Here is an 18751-nt window from a genome sequence, read left to right as displayed (position 1 = left end):
TATTGGTGTATATTTAACACATGAGACGCCTTTGGCGCAATTAAAAAGTTATATGAAATGAGGTATTATGAGAGAAGAAACAGTTACTGTTAAGATTGATCATCCCTTGGGCAGTACAGACGAAGACAACCCCTCGATAGTGTACCCTATTAATTGCGGGTACGTAGAAAGAGATTGTGAGATAGGGCAAAATGGTGAATTTTCTAGACAGGAGGCCTATGTATTAGGCGTGGATGTACCACTTGATGAATTTACAGGAGTTTTGACCGCAGTGGCAAGAAGAAAGGATGATGCAAACTCAGTTTGGCTCGTAGTTCCAGAGAATATCCATTATACAAGACAGCAGCTTGAAGAAATGATATATTTTAGCGAGCAGTATTACGATGGTTTTGTAGAGGTTATTGATGATGAAATCTGGGATGGATACGATTGTGATGAACACAGACTTGGCCTTGATGTTAAAAGAAGTCAGGCGAAATCACTACCAGAGGGAGTTTATCATGTAGTAGTAATGGTTTACACGATTACGAAGGACGAAGGTAAGATCTTAGTTACCCAGCGTTCTCGTAATAAGACTTATCCCCTTAAATGGGAAGTTACGGGAGGTTCAATCCTTAAGGGTGAAACTGCAAGACAGGGAGCAGCTCGTGAACTTTTAGAGGAAACTGGCATTAAAGTAGCGCCAGAAGACTTAATTCCTCTATATGAATTTTCAGATGCAAGAAAGCATGTGATTTACCATAGTTACATTAATTTGATTGAATCAGAAACCAAGATTAAACTTCAACTTGGAGAAACTATGGACTATAAGTTTATACCTTATGAAGAATTTATTGAGATGGTGGAATCAGAAAGATTTGTACCATCAGAACAGAAAAGATATGGCAGATTTAAAGAACTAATTAATGAAAAGGTTCATGAATATATTTAGAATTAGAGGTAGAGATGGCAGTTAACAAGAAGTATGAGAGACAGTTAAAGAAGGGTGTTTTTGAAATACTTGTGCTTCAATTACTAAGCGAAAAAGAGAAATATGGTTATGAACTTCTTACAGAGATGAAAGAGCGTAGTAACGGAATGTTTAGCGTAAAGGAAGGCACTTTATATCCAATACTATATAGACTTGAAGACGAAGGTCTTGTGGTAGCAAAGTGGACACAACCAAAGGAAAGAGAAATTAGCAGAAAGTATTATTCAATAACAATGCCAGGTTTAGTAGTTCTAGATGAACTAAAGAATTTGTGGACTGAATTTTATACGAATGTCAATAATATTCTATAATTTTAAATTGATAAAAATTATCAAAAACTAAGATAAGTGAGGAAACGCCTTAAATACAGGAGTTTCCTCCTATTTTTTTGTTTTTAAGAATGACTTTTAGATGATAAACTCTACAGGTCTAACAAAAAAATGGGAGGATACAGACAATGAAGAATTTAGGGTGTTTTAAAAAGTTCTTAAGTGCATTTTCAGCTTTAGTGCTTTTTACAACAACATTAACTAGCAATTTAAGCCTAGTTAGCGCAAATGAAAATGTTAGTACTAAAGAGGCGATTAGTTTTGAATCGTCAATGAATTACGGTGGAGAAAAAGATGATTCCTATAAGGGAGTCGCAGCAACTAATGATGGAGGATTTGTTGTAGCGGGTTATTCCCTTTCAAGTTCAGAATCACCTGCTTGGTCACATCTTGGCACAACTTCCTCAAATGATGCAATTGTAGTTAAGTACAATGCAGATCAGGAGGTTGAATGGTCCAAAAATTTCGGTACTACAAGTACAGATATCTTTTTTGATGTAGACGTATTAAATGATGGCACAATAGTTTGTGTTGGTCAGACAAAGGCTATGTGTGAAGGACAAACAACAGCAGATATGGCCATGTATATATGTCTTATTAATCCAGAAAATCCAGAAGACTATCAGGAGATCTTTCTTGGTGGAAAAGGCGGCGATTATGCTACATCAGTTGTAGCTACAAGTGATGGCGGTTTTGCTCTAGCTGGTTACTCAGCAAGTCTTACAGCAAATCTTTGGAAGGATAAGAAAAATATCAGCTCTTCAGAGGCCATTGTTGTAAAATATAACGCTAACCGTGAAGCACAATGGTGTAGCGTAAGTAATGCAGGTATTTCAATGGGCATTGAAACAGCTAATCTTAAGCGTAGCAAGTTCTTTGGAATTACTGAGGATAGCAACGGTGACATTATTGCAGTAGGTGATGTTCAGCTTGCAAAGAATTTATATAATGCAACTATTGTTAAATTCTCAGGCACTGATGGTAGCGAGCTTTGGACAAGAAGTGTAGGCTCAACTTTAACAGAAGCCCCAGAAGATGCAGCAGATTACTACACTGGAGCTTATGAATCTGTGGAGGTTTTATCAGACAATAGCATAATTGCAGTGGGCTACACAAAGGCTGAGGCTAGCTCAGAAGAGGGCTTTTCTTGTGTAGGTACAGAAGATGGAATTTATGCAAAATATAGCTCTGATGGTAGTCTTATTACAGCAGATAACATCGGTACAATTGATGGAACATTAAGTTTTACAGGAATTTATGTTTCAGATAGTGACGAAGTATATCTATATGGCTCAACAGATTCTGTTATAAAGGAAGATTACATAAGAGAAAAGGGTTATACATGGGATAACTATGGCGCTCATGATGCAATAATAATTAACTATGATTCAGATATGAATGTAAACTGGTCCGCTAATTATGGTGGAGAGAATAGTGAGTATATTAATGGTTTCTTTATTAGCAGTACAGGAGAGGCTATTGCTGTAGGTGAGGCCACAAGTACTTGTGATGGCAACATTAATTTAAAGAATAACGGTAAGGTAGATGCAATTGTCCTTTCATCAAATTATCATGAAAGCACAAGCACAGAGTCAATTCTTAAGGATGGCAAGGTGCCATACGCAGACGGAACTTATGTAGATAGCGCCAATGGTTATAGCAGTGTAATCACTGTTTCTGTAGAAATCGAGAATGGCGTAATTAAGTCAGTTTCAGAAGTATCTGCAAATGATACAAAGGCCTTTTATAATCTAGCTTGCGCTCTTTATAGCACAATAGTAGAGGCTAATAGCGCAGACGTAGACGTGGTTTCAGGTGCCACACTTTCTTCTAATGGTATTAAAAATGCAACAGCTAATGCCCTTTCACAAAGTATGGCAAAGACTGTTGTAAACGCTATTGATGACCTTGGCACAATTACTGAGGCAAGTGCTGATGCAGTAACTAATGCAAGAGCTGCCTATAATCAGCTTGGAACATATGCAAGAACTTATGTAACAAATTACGAAACTCTAGTGGCAGCAGAAGAGACACTTATTAGCTTAACTAATGGTGCTTATGTTGTAGATTACGGTACTTCTGGTGACACAGAGGAAGCAAATACAGAGACTTCTGAAACTAATAGCGATGAAGCTAGTACAGAGAATTATTTTGATGAAGACGGTAATCTAACAGAGGAAGCGGCTAAGACTATTATTGGTAATGCAGTGGCAACTAATGATATTTACTATTGTTTCCAGAATGACTGTATGAAGACAATTCAGTGGAATGCCTTTAGAAATAAGAAAATTACAGGGGCTAATACAACAATTGCCGTTATAGATTCAGGTTTAACCACAAATCACGAGGATATCGACTATTCTCACATTTTAACAGGCCACAATTATGTGGATGGAACAGATATTACAACGGATTCTAATGGCCATGGAACAGCAGTTGTAGGTATTTTACAGGCCAGCTCTAATAACGGTAAGGGTATAGCAGGTATTCTTTCTGAGGCAGATATTGTGCCTTTAAAGGTTTCTGGTAGTTCCTCTGATATTAGTCAGGTAACAGCTGCAATTTACGATGCTGTGGATGTTTATAATGTAGATGTAATTACAATGAGTATCGGTTTTGAAAAGACTGAGTCTAACGAAGAAGAAATCAATGCCCTTGAAGCTGCTGTTAATTATGCCGCAGATAAGGGTGTGATATTAGTGGCAGCAGCAGGTAATAAGGCGGATTCTACATATCTTTATCCTGCGGCTTTTGAAAATGTAGTCGGTGTAGGTTATACCAACGAGGACGGAACTATTAATGCTAAGTCAAAGATTAATGACAGTGTATATGTAGTGGCACCGGGAACTAATATTTATCAGTTAGCAATTAGTAAGAGAATGAAGTGCGAGATAAGTTCGGGTTCTTCTTATGCAGCACCAATTGTTGCTGCAATGGCAGTAGCTGCAAAGTCAGTGGATAATAGCATTGATACAGATAAATTTAAGGATTTATTAAAAGAGACAAGTACAGATTTAGGAGCTGAGGGCTATGATACAAGTTATGGCTATGGTCTTGTAAATTTTGAAAGCTTTGCAAGTGCTTTAGTAGCTTCCGTTGAATCGGTGGTAATTACAGATTCTAAGCTTCTTTTAGCAACTAATACAACAAACTTAGCCTCTGATCCTGATTCATCAGAATCTAACACAATTTCTATTACAGGACTTACAAGTCTAGAACTTAACTTAGGGGATACTAAGACAGTTTATGCCAATGTACTTCCAACTAATGCAAACAATACAGATGTCGTATGGTATTCATCTAATAGCGATGTGGTATCTGTAGATAATGGCTTATTAACAGCTAATGCTACAGGAAGTGCAGTCGTTGCAGCAATTAGTATTGATGGAGCTAAGATAGATCAGATTAAAGTAACAGTAGTTGATCCTAATGTAATTTCTACAGGAGAGATTGCAGCAGATGAGGAAGTTGTTTTAGCAGATGCTAGTACAGTTAATAATACAGTTACTAGTACAGATTCTTCTAATACATCAACTAGTAAGTCTTCAAATACAGGGGATAATTTATTTTTACAAATGGCTGTAATGCTAGTAATTATGGGGCTTAGCGCAAGCCTAATTTATCTAAAAAGAAAAAAGATAAATTAATCATTGACAAAAAAAGAATTAAGAGTAATAATATAACTGTACTAAGACAGTTAGTACAGTTAAGACACACGATAAGATGTTGATACACTAAAGAGCGCGTAAGCGCAGCACTAAAAATCGGCACCCGATAATGCATTTACCATAACGGATGCTACAATATATATGTTATCTAACCTTTATCCCAAAACAAGAATAACTATTAGGGTGCTGATTTTTTAAAAAAGAATTACAATTTACCAGAAACTGTGGTAAATTTTAGAAGATAATTTTCATTTTATATTTTCACATTTTTAAAAAGCATCAAGAAACAATAAAGAATAATATGTAGCATTAACTAATATAGTATTGGATTTTGTAACATGAAGATAAACTAAAGACATATATGAAAGGTAAGTATATGAAAGGTAGGCAGAGAATGTTTATTATTGATGCAATGTCTCGTACACCAGTATATGAACAACTAATTGAGCAAGTAGAGACAATGGTACTTACAGGAGTAATGAAAGCTGGGGACAAGATGCCTTCTGTAAGAAGTTTGTCTGGGGAATTAAGCATCAATCCGAATACAATCCAAAAAGCTTACGCCGAACTTGATAGAAAGGGCTTGATAGCTTCGGTACCTGGAAAGGGATCTTTTATATCTGAGAATGCAATGGACATAGTAGGGAACGACAAGAGGGAACAGGCAGCAGATCTTAAAGATATAATTGGTGAGATGAAGTTGGCAGGAGTAGCTAAGCAAGAGATTATGAAGATAATCGAGGAGGTGTATGGATGATTGAATTAAAGTTAGTGTCTAAGAAATTTGATCGCTTTCAGGCATTAGATAATATTAGTAGTTGTATTAATGATTCAAGCATATACGGAATGGTTGGTTCTAATGGGGCTGGTAAATCCACATTATTAAGAATATTAGCAGGTATATATGAAGCAGACGAAGGAGATGTACTCTACGACGGTCAGGCTATTTACAATAATCCAGAAGTAAAAAGAAATGTTGTATTAGTGGGAGATGAGTTGTTTTTCTTTCCTGGCGCTGATTTAAAGCGCATGGCTAAGTTCTACGCCTCTGTATATGATAATTTTGATAAAGACTTATTTAATGAGTTAATAATAGATTTTAAATTAGATATTAATAAGAATATAGGACATTACTCTAAGGGTATGAGAAGACAGGCAGCCATTGTCCTTGCCCTTTCCACAGGAGCAAACTATCTACTATTTGATGAGACCTTTGATGGCCTTGACCCAGTTGTTAGAAAGTTTGTTAAGAAGAAAATGTGCGAAATAGTGGCAGATAAGAATGCAACAGTCATTATTACTTCCCATTCACTTAGAGAGTTAGAAGATATATGTGACCATTTGGTTTTATTACATAAAGGCAGCTTAGTGGTTGATAGTGACATTATTGAGTTAAAGACTCATAAATTTAAGGTTCAGATTGCCTTTAAGGAGGAGTTTGATAGAGAAAAGTTTAGTGACTTTGATATTGTAAGTTACTCTCAAAGAGGCTCAGTTGCCAATATTATTATTAATGGCGAGAAGGAAATTGTAGTAAGTAGCTTAAGAGACTTAAATCCGGTTTTACTTGATGTATTACCTCTAACCCTAGAGGAAATCTTTATTTACGAGATGGAAAAACTGGGATACGATTTTCTGGAGGTGTGATATGAATAATAAACGTATTTTTAGTTTTAATTTATTTAAACAGACTTTTAGCCAGTTAAAATCTGTGGGAATAATTGGAATGATAGGTGTATTATTTATATCCTTCACCATTGTCTTTGATCTTATTCAAGAAAGATTAAGATATAATTTAGGAAAGACACAAGCAGATTATGAATACTCAAAGGCTATTGTTACAGGTCTTGATGAGAATAGATTTTTAGTAGTATTAATCCCACTATTAGTTATAGCTTTCAGTCTTATAGTGTGGCATTTTTTAAATCAAAGAGCCTCATCAGACTTTTACCATTCCCTACCATATACTAGACTTGCACTTTACTTAAGCAGATTTATGGCAGGAGTGGCATGGCTTCTTTTAATATTACTAGTTAACATGCTAGTTCAGCTTGTTAGCTTTATATTGTATAAGGACTATTTATTAGTAGATTATAACGGAATGCTTTTAATGCATTTATCTTTATTTATATATGGCTTTCAGGCCCTTTGTGCCTTTGCACTAGCCTGTGCCTTAACAGGAAATATAATTAGCAACATTTTAACTGCAGGCATAATTGTATTTTTACCAAGATTTATAACTACTATAGTTTTTAGTTTTATTAATACTCAGACAATACTTAGAGTTGGCGAGGTTCCAGGCCTTTTAAATAACATCTATAATTTTGATGTGGCTTTTGTCTTTAAATTTATAGGAGTTGGCCGCTTTGATAGTTTTGCAGACATTGTTTCTAATCCGGGAACATATATTTACAGCATTCTTTTAAGCCTTATTTATCTAGTTCTTGGAGCAATTGCATTTAATAAAAGAAAGAGCGAATACGCTGGAAAGGGCGCAATTAGCAGAGTTGTGAGATTTATCATTAGAGCTGCTATTGTGGTTGCCTTAAATGTTTATAGCGTTGCTAGATTTATTAATTTAGATCGCAGTATTGAGAGCTTCTGGGAAATTGTTGCAACTTTCCTTATATCAGTTGTGATTCTTGGAATATATGAATTTATTGCTTCAAAGAGAGTGGCAAGCATAATTAAGGCAATTCCAAGTTTAATTGTAGGTATTGTGGTTACAGTTGGGATTTCTTTATGCATTAACATGACCGTAAAGAATATTAACAATTACACACCAACTACTGATAATGTGAAAAATGTCAGCATTTCCATTGTGGGCAACAATTATAGCTTTGATGCTTCAGAATACACAGGCGTAATTACGGAAAATATCAAGATTACTAATGAAGAGGTTATTGATATTTTAATTGATGCATATAATCGAACTAAAAAGAAGGCCTTAAAGTCTGATACAAGAAATTATTATATTACAGACGAGGGTTATACAGCAGTTGAAGTACAGTTTAATAGCTCAATTATTAAGAATAAGAGAATTGTATGGTTAACTAATTCTGACGTAGAGAATATTGCTTCTAGCTTAGCAGATTACAAAGATTATCAGAAAGCATTTGATAAATATCCAGATGTGGATGAGGCTAGCTTTGAATACGATTCAGTAATTGATAACCTTACAAGTACAGAGATTAAAAATGTATATCAGACTGCAGTGGAAGAACTAAAGGTATTAGATTTTAAAGACGTATATATAGCAAGAGTAAAGGGCTCAAGTACTAATGTTCAGGCCTATTTTTCAAAGAATGGTAAGAAGTATAAGGTTATAATTCCTATAACACAGGAATATACTCCAAAGGCTTTAGCTCTTGTTATGAATTACTGCAATGAAGACTTAAATGAACAGGAAGAAATAAGAAGCGGACTTGCAGACATTTTAGAAACTTATGTGTTAAACTCAGATACTAATAATATTTATGATGAATATTACTTGTCTGATACAAGCAGTTACTATGATATTTATTTTACTGATTATAAATTTCCAGCAAATGAAGATATGGAGTCAAAGGCTTTATATCTAGAGGATTTAGAGGAAAATGATGGCGAATACCTAAAGGCAATCATTGACGCTTTGCGAAATGGAAATGAAATTACTAATGTAGATTCAGATGATGAATTTATTGGGCTTAACATAACTCATATGGTTTATGATTCTGAATATGAGAATTACTATTGCGATGAAGAATATTATTTCTATGTACGAATAGACTAGAGCGAATTTTTCGCACAATATTTGCTAAATCTTATAATCCGCATAAAAAGGCACCCCCTTACAGTCCAAATCCTAAGACTGTAAGGGGGTGTTCTTTTTAATTTAGATTGAACGCAGTGTAAGCAATCCACCGCGTAAGCTATTCTTTAGCAATGCTCTCTAACTTATCCCAATTTCTTAAATTCTTAATTAGTAGTGGGATTTCGGCAAGCAACATACCAATCCAACCCACTAAGTAACCATAAGGGAAGGAAAGAATTTCTGCATTAAATATAAATACTAGAATACTTACAGCAATAACTCTTACAAACATATTTACGAAACTACTAATAAGTGTAACCTTTAAATCTCCCATACCTCTAAAGAAGCCCTGAACTCCATTAGTCATGGCAGGAAGTAAATAGCAAAAGGCGATTACATGAAGGTATGTAACACCTTCTTTTATAACAAGGACATCCTTGGTAAATAGCATCATAAGTGGATTTGCAAGTAAGTAACACACAAGTAAAATAAATACTCCATAGATAAGTTCTAGCTTCATGCCGTTAAGGAAGCCTGATTTTACTCGCTTGTAGTTTTTAGCCCCTCTGTTTTGTGCCATAAAGCTTGTCATGGCATGACCAATATTTTGCTCAGGAGTATAGGCAAAGTCATCGATTCTATTAACAATTGTAAAGGCAGCAGAAACTGCAATACCCATAGAATTGGCAATAGCCTGAATTACAATCTTACCCATCTGAACTGTGGCCTGTTGCATAGCAGAAGCCCATCCGTAACTAACTGTCTTAGCAAGTAGTGTCTTATCAAAGATAAACCATGCAAGTCCAAGGTTTAGAATAGGCACTTTTCTTTTTATGTAAATAAGACAGAAAACTACGCTAAGAAATTCACTTAAAACCGTAGCAATAGCACATCCGTTGCTACCCATTTTAAAGATAATAACAAAAATCAAATCTCCAAGGATGTTAATAATAGCACTAGCAATCAAAAAGTAGAGTGGAGTCGTGCTATCGCCTAAAGCCCTTAGAGTACTTGATAGGAAGTTATAGCCATAAGTAAATATTAGTCCTAGGAAAACGATTCGCATATAGCTAATACCCATAGCTAGGGCAGACTCATGAATTTGTAGCAATCTTAAAATTAGAGGTGCATTTACAATACACACTAAGCTAATAAAAATTGAAAAAATGAGACCTGCAAGCATTGTGGTACTTATCTGTCTTTTTAAAGTCTTATAATCCTTAGCGCCAAATTGAACGCCCATTAGGATACCAGCACCCATGCAAAGTCCGTTTAGGAGATTGATCATAAGTGTTGTGATAGGGTTTGCAGTACCTACTGCCACAAGGGCTTCCGGTCCTACGAAACGACCAACAATAATGCTATCCACGGCATTATAGGTCAATTGGAAAATGTTACCAATAATTAGGGGAATAGTAAAATTAATTAGCTGAGGCATAATTTTACCCTTAGTTAAATCTTTAGTCATTGTCTAGTATAAATATAATCTTGGATTTTAGAAAATATTTATATTTCTCCTTTCATGAATGTAATGAATAATAACATTATAACAAATATAGATAAATACTGACTTTCTTTACACATTTATCTAAAAGAAAAATGAAAAGTGGTACAAACCCAGTAAAATCCATTACTATTATTTTTAATAGTAGCTTGTAAATTTAATAGTGTAGTGTTATAATCCATTCAAATTAGGCGAGTTCATTATACTACGAGCCTATGTATTATAAAAGTAACAATTAATTTATGAGGATTAACGAGGTGTGTATGAAAGAAGATAAGAAACAAAGTATTTATTGCCCAATTGAATATGGATTACAGGTTTTCGGAGGCAAGTGGAAGGCAAGAGTAATTTGCGTATTAAATGATAAAGGAACTCTTCGTTACAACCAGTTAAGAGAAGAGATGCCAGAAATTACTGATGGAATGCTTGCATCTACTTTAAAGGAATTAATGCAGGAGAATATCGTTGAGAGAAAGCAATACGGAGAGATTCCACCAAGAGTTGAGTATTCTTTAACTCCAAAGGGTGAGTCAACTCTTCCAATCCTAGACATTATAAGAAAGTGGTCTATGGAACAATTTAAGATAGAAGCTAAAGGCAATTTAGAGGCAGCCCAAAAAAGACTTGAGGAAGCTGTTAAGGCTGATAGAACAAGTTGCTTAGCTAATATGGTTATTGATACAGATTTAAAAAATGCCAATTAAGGAGGAACTAGAATGGCTAACAAGATATTAGAAGTAAAAGATATATCAGCAAGAGTTGAAGATAATGAGATTTTACATGGTTTAAATCTAACAATTAATGAAGGTGAGACTCACGTAATCATGGGACCTAACGGTGCTGGTAAGTCTACCCTTGGTAATGTTTTAATGGGCAATCCAAAGTATGAGAAGATTGCAGGACAGATTATTTTTAATGGTGAGGATATTACAGAGGCAGGAACAGATGAGATTGCTAAGAAGGGTATGTTCTTATCTTTCCAGAATCCAATTGAGGTTCCGGGTATTACACTTTCTAACTTTATTCGTAATGCTTACCAGAATAGAAACGGTGGAAGAATTAGATTATGGGATTTTAGAAAGGATCTTGAAAGCTCAATGAAGTTATTATCTATGGATCCTTCATATGCTAACAGAGATTTAAATGTAGGATTTTCCGGTGGTGAGAAGAAGAAGGCTGAGATTTTACAGCTCCTTATGCTAAAGCCAAATCTTGCAATCCTTGATGAAACTGATTCAGGTCTTGATGTGGATGCAGTAAAGACTGTATCTGAAGGTATTAAGGCTTACAAGGAGAAGGTAGGCGGAGCTTTAATTATTATTACTCACAGCACAAGAATCCTTGATTCCTTAGATGTTGATTACACACATATCTTAGTTGATGGAAAGATCGTTAAGTCAGGCGATGCATCATTAGTTGATGAAATCAACAAGGAAGGATTTGAAAAATATATTAACTAGAAAGGTAGGAAGCTATGAAGGAAAAGACATACGTTGAAGATATAGATAGAAGTCTTTACGATTTTAGAAATGAAGATAAAGACGCTTTTAGATTAGATGGCGGCCTATCAGAAGAGATTGTTCGTCAGATATCTAAAGAGAAGAATGATCCAGAATGGATGCTTGATTTAAGACTTAAGTCTCTTAAGATTTTTAATGATACACCATTCCCACAGTGGGGCCCAGCAATTGATGGCCTTAACATGGATAACATCGTTACTTATGTTCGTCCTAAAGATAATAAGATGATGGCTGATTGGAAGGATGTTCCAACAGAGATCAAAGATACATTTGAAAAATTAGGAATTCCTCAGGCAGAGCGTGAATCCTTAGCGGGTGTAGGTGCCCAGTATGACTCAGAGCTTGTTTATCACAATATTAAGAAGGAAGTTGCTGAGGCAGGCGTTATCTACACAGACTTAGAGTCGGCAATGCATGGTGAATATGCAGATATGATTAAGGAACATTTTATGAAGTTAGTTCCTCCAACAGACCACAAGTTTGCAGCCCTTCACGGGGCAGTTTGGTCAGGTGGTTCCTTTGTTTATGTTCCAAAGGGAGTCAAGGTAGAGATTCCTCTACAGTCTTACTTTAGACTTAATGCTCCAGGTGCAGGTCAGTTTGAACATACTTTAATTATTGTAGATGAGGGCGCAGACCTTCACTTTATAGAAGGGTGTTCAGCACCAAAGTACAACGTGGCCAATTTACATGCAGGTTGTGTTGAATTATTTGTTGGTAAAAATGCAAAGCTTCGTTACTCAACTATTGAGAACTGGTCAAAGAATATGTACAACCTAAATACTAAGAGAGCCTTAGTTCAGGATGGCGGTACAATTCAGTGGATTTCCGGTTCCTTTGGTTCACATGTATCTTACCTTTATCCAACTTCAGTACTTCAGGGAGACGGTGCAAGCTCTGAATTTACAGGGGTTACTTTCTCAGGTGCAGGACAGGACTTAGATACAGGCTGTAAGGTAATTCACAACGGCCCTAATACAAAGAGCTATGTTAATACAAGATCAATTTCAAAGTCCGGCGGTGGCAATACATTTAGAAGTTCTGTAAATATTAATCCAAAGGCTAAAAATGCTAAGTCATCAATTAGCTGTGCTTCTTTAATGCTTGATAGCGAATCTCGTTCAGATACAATTCCAGCAATGGATATTAGAACTAAGGACGCAGATGTAGGACATGAAGCTAAGATTGGTAGCATCAGCGATGATACAGTATTTTACCTAATGTCACGTGGTTTATCTGAAGAAGATGCAAGAGCTCTAATCGTAAGTGGCTTCGCAGATAATGTATCAAAAGAGTTACCACTAGAGTATGCCGTAGAAATGAACAATCTCATCCGATTAGAGATGATTGGTACTATAGGATAAGGAGGGACCCATGTATATAAATCATTTGCCAGCTGAAACCTGGAATTATCTTAAAATGAATGGCACTGAAATTCTAACAGTTCCAAAGCTTACAAACGCAAGTTTCACTGTTAGCAGAGCCAACAATATAGAATGTGAACTTGGCCAGCACAAAGGCCTTAATATAGATGCAAGAGACAATCAGGCAATGAGACTTGCCGCTAAGAATGGAGTTAATGTAACTGGTGTTGGTCCAGATTTAGACAAGCTTCTTTGCGAGAATAACATTAGTCTTAACCAGTATGAAATAAATGAGAATACAGGAAATACACTTTTATTTTCCTTTAAGGCAGTGGATAAATCAAACTGGGCATCAGCATTTGAAATTACAGTTAAGAAAGGCTGTAAGGCAAAGGTAATTGAAGAGTTTGAAAGTAGTGAGGAGGCAAAGGCTTTCCTTGCAGTTCAGACAAAATTTATTTTAGAAGAGGGCGCAAGCCTAGAATTTATCCAGCTTCAAAGACTTGGAGCGGGAGTTACATTTATTAATGACATTGGAACTATGCAGGCTGAAAAGTCAGTAGTGAATTTACAGGAAGTGATATTAAAGACTGCTAAAACTTACCTAGGTTCTAGAGCAAATCTAGTAGGAGATGCAGCAGAGTTTCATGCTGAAGTTGGCTATCTTGTAGATAACAAAGATAGATTAGACATGAATTTTGTAGCTTTCCAGACAGGTAAGAAGACAGATAGTACTCTTAATGTAAAGGGTATTTTAAGAGATGAGGCCTTTAAGATTTTTAGAGGAACTATTGATTTTATCAAGGGTTGCGTGGCTTCAAAGGGTCAGGAATTAGAAGACGTTTTACTTTTAGATGATGGAGTTATAAATCAGACAATTCCACTTATCCTTTGTGATGAAGAGGACGTGGAAGGTGATCATGGTGCAACTATTGGTCAGCTAGATGAGGAGGAATTATTCTATCTAAAGTCTAGAGGTATTAAAGAAGAAGATATTTATGAAATGCTTGCAAAGGCTAGACTTGAGTCAGTTGTAGCAAAGATTTCAGATGAAGAAATAAAGACTAAGTGGCTATCCTTTATTGAGTAAGTGGCTAGTTTTAAAGAAGAAGGAGTGTTAGAGTATGGGCTATACATTGGAAGAATTAAAAAATATTGGTGCTAGTTTAAGAAAAGATTTCCCTATTATTAATGATAGTGCTTCCTATCTTGATAATTCAGCAACATCGCAGAAACCAAGACAGGTAATTGAAGCAGTTAAAAACTATTATGAGGAGTCAAATGCTAATCCTCTCCGTGGTTTATACGACCTATCCGTTAAGGCTACTGACGCCTATGAGGATGCAAGGGAAGCAGTAAGAAAATTTATCAATGCCGGAAAGATTTCCGAAATTGTATTTACAAGAAATGCTACAGAGAGTTTGAATTTAATAGCCAATTCCTATGGCAAGGCCTTCTTAAAAGAAGGAGATGAAATCCTTGTTTCCATTATGGAGCACCACTCTAACATGCTTCCTTGGCAGGAAGTTGCCAAGGCTACAGGTGCTAAGATTAAATATCTTGATATTGATGAAAATGGCGCTATCACAGTAGATGTGTTAGCAAAAGCCATTACAAAAAACACAAAATTAGTTGCTATTACTCAAGTTTCAAATGTACTTGGTATAAAGAATGATATTAAGGCTCTAGCAAAGCTTGCCCATGAAAATGGAGCAGTATTTGTCTGTGATGGAGCCCAGTCTGTACCTCATATGAAGGTAGATGTTAAGGATTTAGATGTTGATTTCTTAGCATTTTCAGGCCATAAGATGCTAGCGCCTATGGGCATTGGCGTTCTTTATGGAAAAGAAGAATTATTAGAGAAAATGCCACCTTTCCTCTACGGGGGAGAAATGATTGAATATGTAACTCTTGAAGGGGCTACATATGCAGAGCTTCCACATAAGTTTGAAGCAGGTACTGTTAATGCCAGTGGTGCTGTAGGTTTGCATGCAGCCATTGACTATATGAATAAAGTAGGATTTGACTATATTGAGGAAAGAGAGAATCAGTTGACAGCTTATGCTTTTGAGAAAATGAAAGCAATCCCTCATGTTAACATAGTGGGTTCACAAGATCCTGCCGATCATCATGGCATTTTAACCTTTACAATTGATGGTTGCCATCCACATGATGTATCAGAAATTATGAATTCCCTAGATGTAATGGTTAGAGCAGGACATCACTGCGCTCAGCCTCTTACAAAATATCTAGGTCTTAATTCAACAACAAGAGCCAGTCTTGGTTTTTATAATAATGAAGCGGATATCGATAGATTTATCGATGCCCTATCACAGATTAGAGGTAAATTAGGTTATGGAGAATAATAGAAGTTTTTATAATGAAATTTTAACAGAGCATAATATTAATCCCTTTCACAAGCATGATATAGAGGGTGCAAACTTAGAACTTAAGGGCGTAAACCCTTCTTGCGGTGATGAGATTACTTTAAAGCTTAAGCTAGAGAATGACAAAATCGTAGATGCAGGCTTTGTAGGGGATGGATGCGCTATTTCCCAGGCTAGTGCAGATATGATGATCGACTTAGTTTTAGATAAGACTAAGGAGGAAGCCCTAAACTATGCTAACATTTTCTTAAAGATGATTCAGGGTGAGGCTAGTCCTGAGGAAATCGAAAGCTTAGAGGAAGCCGGTGCTCTACAGGATATTTCCCATATGCCAGCTAGAGTTAAGTGTGCAGTGCTTTCATGGCACACTCTTGAAGAGATGTTCGAGACAGAGTAACAGAATAAACATACAAATCCATTAAAATAAAAATTATAGAATAAGTTTACAAACCATCGTTTAGACGATATAATATACTTAAAGTATATACATCGTTTTAACGATGGTTTTTTCGTGATTAAAATTAAATAAGAGGGTGTTTTATGAAACTATACCATGGTGCCGAACGTATTATAAAGAAGCCTGTCTGGGGAGAAGGCTTTATTTTTAATGATTTTGGTCAGGGCTTTTATTGTTCACAAGAGATGGAGATTACTAAAGAATGGGCCTGTCAAAACAAAACTAATGGCTTTGTTAGTGAGTTTGAAATCAATTTAAAGGGTGAGGGCATTAATTTTCTAGATTTAAATTCCGGTGAGTATAACATTTTTAATTGGATGGCAATAGTCCTTGAGAATAGACAGTTTAGGATAAATGGCGAGGATGCTATAAGGGCTAGAAAGTACATTTTAGATAATTTCTATGTGGATTATTGGAAATGTGACATCGTAAGAGGCTACAGAGCTGATGATTCTTACTTTGCCATCACTAATGCTTTTCTTAATAATGATATTTCCCTTGAAAATTTTTATAAGTCTATGGATTTAGGCAAAAATGGAATTCAACTTTTACTTAGAACTAAGAAAGTCTACGATTTATTAGAATTTAAAAAGGCTAGCTTCGCAAATAAGGAGATTTATTATCCTAAAAAAATAGCCAGAGATATGAAGTTTAGAGAGGAATTTACTAAGTCTATAAGTGAGGAGGACGACGGACTTAAGCTCTATATTAACGATATAGTGGAAAAGGGGTGGAAATCCAATGATGAATGCCTACAACGATACATACTTGGATGACGCAATGTGTAATCTTGGGGATATGTTTGATTATGCTATATATGATTTAGGAATTGATGGGGATGAGTTCTTAATTAGTTTTATTGAGACCGGCATTGCTAGACAGTTTGAAATCGGAAATCCAAAGTATATAACTGGTATGTCAGGAGTGGAATTAGTAGATACAGTTTTACTAAAGCAAGGCAAGGATATACAGGCAATTAAGCCAAGAAATAAGAACTTTGACGAGGCGGAATATTGGACTGGTTGGGCCTTGGCATATTTTCAATGGAAAAGTTCTCTAAGATTTGTTGACATTTTCAATCGAGGGCTTACAATAGAGAAGATATTGTCCTTGTACGACGGACTCCATGATGAAGACGTAGAAGAATTCGTGAAAGAAGCTAATAAAATTATTAGTCAAAAGAGAAGAGATAAAACTACTAATCTTGCCAAAATTAGAAAGGCAAGAGGGATGTCCCAGAGGCAATTATCCAATGAATCAGAGGTTACTTATAGAATGATTCAGCTCTATGAACAACGTCAGAATGATATAAATAAGGCAAGTGTGGCTACAATTCTTAATTTAGCTAAGGCCCTTGCCTGTGATGTTGAAGATATATTAGAAAGATAATGCGCAAGCTTATAAGAGGTTAGTTGTTATGGCAAATAGATGGGAACAGATTGTAAAATGTGCTCTTGATTTGGGAGAGAGCTTGTACGTGGCAGGCGGAGAGGTAAGCAGAGTAGAATCAACTGTTAGCCGAATTTGTTATGCTTACGGCGCAAAAAAAGTAGATATTTTAGGAATTACTTCCTGTTTAATAGTTACAGTTCAAACAGATGATGACAGAGTGGTTACTCAGACAAGAAGAGTGCCGGGACAAGATTACGACATGCATAAATTATCCCAGTTAAATAACCTATCTAGATGTGTCTGTGGTAATTATGTAAAACTTGAAGAATTTAGAGAAAGACTAGATAAGATCAATGAAAAGGCAGATGTGTCACTATTTAAATTAGCTGTGGCCTGGGCATTAGTTTCGGGTTTCTTTTGCATTTTCTTTGGAGGTAATATAGTAGAAGCTTTGTATTCTGCCCTTCTTGGTGCAGTTCTAAGAGTGGTTTATAGCTATCTTTTAAGCTTAAGTCTTAATAATTACTATGCAATTCTTATATGTAGTTTTGCCGGTGGTTTATTAGCAGATATTCCAAATTCTCTTGGAATTCCCCTTAATGCAGCGGCAGTAAGTATGGGTAATATTATGCCTTTTGTGCCAGGTCTTGCCTTTACTAATTCCATTAGAGATATGTTTTCTGGTGAGACTATTACTGGTCTTTTAAGAAGTGTGGAATCTATTATTCTCTGTCTTGGAATCGCCTTTGGATTTGCTCTTTGTACAACAAGTTCAGAGGTAAGAAGTGATGTGAATATGTGGGTTACAATTTTTTCAGCCCTAGGTGGAACTCTTGGTATTACCCTTTGGTTTAACCTTGATTATAAGCATATTTTACCGGGAACCCTAGGAGGCGCCTTTGCTTGGGCAGTAGCTATTATTTTACAAAACTTTGGAGTGATGGAATTCCTTTCTTATATAATCGCCTCCGCAGCTATTACAATTGTTGCAGAATTTTTGGCAAGGGTTTACAAATGTCCTGTTACCGTATTTTTAGTGCCAGGAATTGTGCCTATGGTGCCAGGAGGTCTTTTATATAGAACCCTTAGAAAGGCAGTATCAGGGGATTGGCCAGGTTTTTCATCCTTTGGAATAAGAACAATTCTTATCTCCTTTGGTATAGCAGCCGGTGTAATAATTGTTACTGCAGTAGCAGATGTAATTACAAAACGATTAGATGAAAGAGGTCTTACAAAAAGATTTGTTTTAAAAAGAGATCGTTAGATACAAGATGTTGATTTTGCGATTTGATAAATACGTTAACACCTTCTAAATCTTGATTTGAGTCAAAGTTTAGAAGGTGTTGTTTTTATTATATACAAGTTTT

16 protein-coding genes are annotated in these 18751 nt (G+C 35.8%); 15 read left to right on the top strand and 1 reads right to left on the bottom strand.

Annotated elements, in window-relative coordinates; translation table 11 throughout:
* Positions 1 to 67: 67 nt before the first annotated feature.
* The 6 genes from BLQ66_RS06710 (at position 68) to BLQ66_RS06685 (ending at position 8739) form a co-directional block, all read left to right on the top strand.
* Positions 68 to 931 carry an NUDIX hydrolase gene (locus tag BLQ66_RS06710; protein ID WP_051195454.1) on the top strand — a complete coding sequence of 288 codons (864 nt, stop codon included), beginning with the start codon at positions 68 to 70 and terminating at the stop codon, positions 929 to 931.
* Positions 932 to 945: 14 nt separating this feature from the next.
* Positions 946 to 1281, top strand: a complete 336-nt coding sequence (locus BLQ66_RS06705; RefSeq protein ID WP_074521506.1) for a PadR family transcriptional regulator — start codon at positions 946 to 948, stop codon at positions 1279 to 1281.
* A gap of 146 nt (positions 1282 to 1427) precedes the next feature.
* Positions 1428 to 4946 carry a S8 family serine peptidase gene (locus tag BLQ66_RS06700; RefSeq protein WP_074521505.1) on the top strand — a complete coding sequence of 1173 codons (3519 nt, stop codon included), beginning with the start codon at positions 1428 to 1430 and terminating at the stop codon, positions 4944 to 4946.
* Between the two features lie 382 nt (positions 4947 to 5328).
* Positions 5329 to 5724 (top strand): GntR family transcriptional regulator, encoded by a 396-nt coding sequence (locus tag BLQ66_RS06695; RefSeq protein ID WP_242869332.1) that lies wholly within the window; start codon positions 5329 to 5331, stop codon positions 5722 to 5724.
* Positions 5721 to 6614, top strand: a complete 894-nt coding sequence (locus BLQ66_RS06690) for an ABC transporter ATP-binding protein (protein ID WP_074521504.1) — start codon at positions 5721 to 5723, stop codon at positions 6612 to 6614. Before BLQ66_RS06695 ends, BLQ66_RS06690 begins: the two co-directional genes overlap by 4 nt.
* Before the next feature lies 1 nt (position 6615).
* Positions 6616 to 8739 (top strand): hypothetical protein, encoded by a 2124-nt coding sequence (locus tag BLQ66_RS06685; RefSeq protein WP_074521503.1) that lies wholly within the window; start codon positions 6616 to 6618, stop codon positions 8737 to 8739.
* A 139-nt stretch (positions 8740 to 8878) separates the two neighbouring features.
* Here the strand turns inward: BLQ66_RS06685 and BLQ66_RS06680 are convergent, their stop codons facing one another.
* Positions 8879 to 10228 (bottom strand): MATE family efflux transporter, encoded by a 1350-nt coding sequence (locus tag BLQ66_RS06680; protein ID WP_074521502.1) that lies wholly within the window; start codon positions 10226 to 10228, stop codon positions 8879 to 8881.
* A 299-nt stretch (positions 10229 to 10527) separates the two neighbouring features.
* Between BLQ66_RS06680 and BLQ66_RS06675 the strand changes: the two genes are divergently transcribed.
* From BLQ66_RS06675 to BLQ66_RS06635, 9 genes are all read left to right on the top strand, one after another.
* A complete protein-coding gene (locus BLQ66_RS06675; protein WP_074521501.1) occupies positions 10528 to 10968 on the top strand; it encodes a winged helix-turn-helix transcriptional regulator in 441 nt (146 codons plus the stop codon).
* Between the two features lie 12 nt (positions 10969 to 10980).
* Positions 10981 to 11724, top strand: coding sequence for a Fe-S cluster assembly ATPase SufC (gene sufC / locus BLQ66_RS06670; protein ID WP_074521500.1), 744 nt, complete (start codon positions 10981 to 10983; stop codon positions 11722 to 11724).
* A 14-nt stretch (positions 11725 to 11738) separates the two neighbouring features.
* Positions 11739 to 13148 carry a Fe-S cluster assembly protein SufB gene (gene sufB, locus BLQ66_RS06665; RefSeq protein WP_074521499.1) on the top strand — a complete coding sequence of 470 codons (1410 nt, stop codon included), beginning with the start codon at positions 11739 to 11741 and terminating at the stop codon, positions 13146 to 13148.
* A gap of 10 nt (positions 13149 to 13158) precedes the next feature.
* Positions 13159 to 14238: a SufB/SufD family protein gene (locus tag BLQ66_RS06660; RefSeq protein WP_074521498.1), complete on the top strand. Its 1080-nt coding sequence runs from the start codon at positions 13159 to 13161 to the stop codon at positions 14236 to 14238.
* 34 nt (positions 14239 to 14272) lie between these two features.
* Positions 14273 to 15514, top strand: a complete 1242-nt coding sequence (locus BLQ66_RS06655) for an aminotransferase class V-fold PLP-dependent enzyme (RefSeq protein ID WP_143452986.1) — start codon at positions 14273 to 14275, stop codon at positions 15512 to 15514.
* Entirely contained in the window at positions 15504 to 15932 is a 429-nt protein-coding gene (gene sufU / locus BLQ66_RS06650; RefSeq protein ID WP_074521497.1) for a Fe-S cluster assembly sulfur transfer protein SufU, read from the top strand. Before BLQ66_RS06655 ends, sufU begins: the two co-directional genes overlap by 11 nt.
* 143 nt (positions 15933 to 16075) lie before the next feature.
* A complete protein-coding gene (locus BLQ66_RS06645) occupies positions 16076 to 16768 on the top strand; it encodes a DUF3990 domain-containing protein (RefSeq protein WP_074521496.1) in 693 nt (230 codons plus the stop codon).
* Entirely contained in the window at positions 16734 to 17381 is a 648-nt protein-coding gene (locus BLQ66_RS06640; protein ID WP_074521495.1) for a helix-turn-helix domain-containing protein, read from the top strand. The genes BLQ66_RS06645 and BLQ66_RS06640 overlap by 35 nt, the downstream gene beginning before the upstream one ends.
* A 28-nt stretch (positions 17382 to 17409) precedes the next feature.
* Positions 17410 to 18648: a threonine/serine exporter family protein gene (locus BLQ66_RS06635; protein ID WP_074521494.1), complete on the top strand. Its 1239-nt coding sequence runs from the start codon at positions 17410 to 17412 to the stop codon at positions 18646 to 18648.
* The last annotated feature ends 103 nt before the right edge of the window (positions 18649 to 18751 follow it).

This window comes from Lachnospira pectinoschiza (assembly GCF_900103815.1).
GTDB lineage: Bacteria > Bacillota > Clostridia > Lachnospirales > Lachnospiraceae > Lachnospira > Lachnospira pectinoschiza_B.
The sequence above is the reverse complement of the archived record's forward strand: the minus strand, read 5'-3'. Positions and strand labels throughout refer to the sequence as shown.